This window comes from Streptomyces sp. MB09-01 (genome assembly GCF_033794505.1).
Classification (GTDB): Bacteria; Actinomycetota; Actinomycetes; order Streptomycetales; family Streptomycetaceae; genus Streptomyces.
The window spans coordinates 1-2,247 of sequence record NZ_JARAYQ010000510.1 but is presented as its reverse complement, the minus strand read 5'-3'; the positions used below and the strand labels follow the sequence as shown (position 1 = coordinate 2,247).

At 70.9% G+C, this 2,247-nt stretch carries 1 protein-coding gene, 1 tRNA gene and 1 pseudogene; 2 read left to right on the top strand and 1 reads right to left on the bottom strand.

Annotation, left to right across the window (positions count from 1 at the left end; translation table 11 throughout):
- The coding region (locus tag PV721_RS43000) for a hypothetical protein (protein WP_319734272.1) at positions 1-1,037 on the bottom strand (1,037 nt) is incomplete at its 3' end.
- Between the two features lie 346 nt (positions 1,038-1,383).
- Here PV721_RS43000 and PV721_RS42995 point away from each other — a divergent pair.
- Positions 1,384-1,457 (top strand) — tRNA-Met (locus PV721_RS42995).
- A gap of 188 nt (positions 1,458-1,645) precedes the next feature.
- Positions 1,646-2,247 (top strand): annotated as a pseudogene (locus tag PV721_RS42990) (hypothetical protein); the annotation flags it as partial.

Sequence of the window (2,247 nt, the reverse complement as noted above, 5' to 3'; positions counted from 1 at the left end):
GCGGTGGACGGGGTGGCCGAGGGGGTGCCGGAGGGCACCGTCTCCGCGAAGGGGACGAGCGGGAACTGCACGGAGCTGGTCTTGAACGGGAAGGAGTTGCCCGTGGCGTGCCGGACCTCGGCCTCCATCGTGATCGTGGTCTTCTTCGTCAGCCCGGTGCGGTTGCCCAGGCTGACCCGCAGCGGCAGGGTGCGGACGCCTTCGGCGGCGCCGAAGCCCTTGGGGATCTGCGGCAGCTCGTAGCGGCTGTCCTCGGCCTTCAGATCCTGCCAGCGGCCGTCGAACAGGGCCTGCACGCGGAAGTCGGCCTCCTGCTCGCCCGGGTGGGACAGGCTCAGGCTGGTCGCGAGGGCGGTGCCGAAGGTGCCGTCGCCGGTGGCCTGGTAGTTCAGGTCCAGGTACGCGCGCTGCTCCTGGCCGTCCTTGCCGGAGCTGACCTGCTTGAACCAGGTCTTCAGCTCACCGGTCTTGACCTGCGGGTCGACCTTGAAGGTGTGGGAGTCCGCACCGCCGGGGGCCACCGAGTTGTTGTAGCTGGAGGCGCTGAGGCTGAAGTCGCCGTCGTTGGTCGGGTAGTTCGCGCCGAGGCCGATGGTGACCTTCCAGGTCATCTTGCCGTTGGCGGGGATGTCGAAGCCGCCCTCCTCACCGCCCGGCTTGCCGGCGGCGGGGAAGAAGGTGCCCTGCCACGCGCCGTCCTGCTGGCCGACCGAGGACTTGGTCGCCGGGGCGTCCACCGCCTCGACCTTGAAGACGACGTCGTCCTTCTGCAGCCGGCTCGGGCCGGTCGGGTCCAGGAGCATCCACGGGTTGTACGTGACGGCCTTGCCGGTCGGGTTCTTCACCGTCAGGTCGAAGGACTCGGTGGCGCCGCCGCGGGTCAGCGGGCCGCTCGGGACGGGAGCGCCCATCTCCGTACGCAGCACGGCGTGGTCGTCGGTGGCGGGTGCGGCGGACGCGGCGGTGGCCGAGAGCGGCAGCAGAGTGGTGACAACGCCGGCGACGACTGCGATGGCGGCTGCGGTGCGAACGGACATGGTGGACTCCCCCCGGGAATCACAGGGGCATCGGCAGAGGGCCGAGCCGGTTGGTGTGGTGGTCGTCGCCCGGCCGGTTCGTGTTCCCCCTGGCCTTGGCGACAGGTGAATCATCGCCCGCACCCCATCCCCGAACGATCCCCGAAGTGTCACCGGCGTGCAACAGAGATGATCTTGGTTCGCGGGGTGCCCGTCCCTGACCGTTCGCGGACCGGTCTCGGGTCCGACTCGGGTCGGTCTTGGGGCGGTTTCAGGGCTTTGACCTGCGGTGATGTCGATCTGCTGGCGTGCCGGCCGTTAATTGGCAGAGGGTTCCCCCCGGATGGCGTAGAGTTGTGTTTACCGACGCGGGGTGGAGCAGCTCGGTAGCTCGCTGGGCTCATAACCCAGAGGTCGTAGGTTCAAATCCTGCCCCCGCTACTCAGTACGAAGGCCCGGTTCCCCTTGGGGAGCCGGGCCTTCGTCGTGTTCCCGTCCCGCGTCTCACGCCTCGTCACCCGTACGGCCGCCGCCGGGTAGCCGACCCACCGCTCCTGGCGCCAGCCTTGAGGGGCGAGGCGGCGGCGGGCCCGCATCCGTACGAGGGATCCGGGCGGCAGGAGAGCAGCGTGGCGGGGCTGGGCCGGCAGGGCAACGAGGAGCGCGCGAGCGGCGGCGGGAGCGGTGGTCCGGCCCGGCAGGTGGTCGGGGTGCTGCCGGGTGCGCTGATCGTCCTCGGTCTGGTCTTCAACCTCCTGACCCCGCCCGGTTTCACCGGATCCCCCTTCTTCTCCGCGGCCCCGCTGATCGCCGCCCCGCTGTACACGTTCCTGGCCACGGCGCTGACGGGCCTCCTGGCCTCGCTCGCGGTGTTCCTGCTGCACGTCCACAACGGCACCAACGGGAAGGTCGAGTCACTGACCGAGCTGGCCACCGTGGTGACCGTGTCCGGGCTGGCGCTCCTGATCAACCGGGTCGTGCGGCGCAGCGGCGAGCAGCTCGCGTCCGCGCGGGGGATCGCCGAGGCCGCGCAACGGGCGGTGCTGCCGAAGCCCGCCGACCGCATCGGCGGCCTGCACGTCTCCGCCTGGTACGAGGCCGCGCAGGCCGACGCCTTCATCGGCGGGGACCTGTACGCCGTCCAGGACACCCCGTACGGAGTGCGGCTGGCCGTGGGCGACGTACGGGGCAAGGGGCTGGGGGCGGTGGAGGCCGTGGCGGTGGTCCTGGG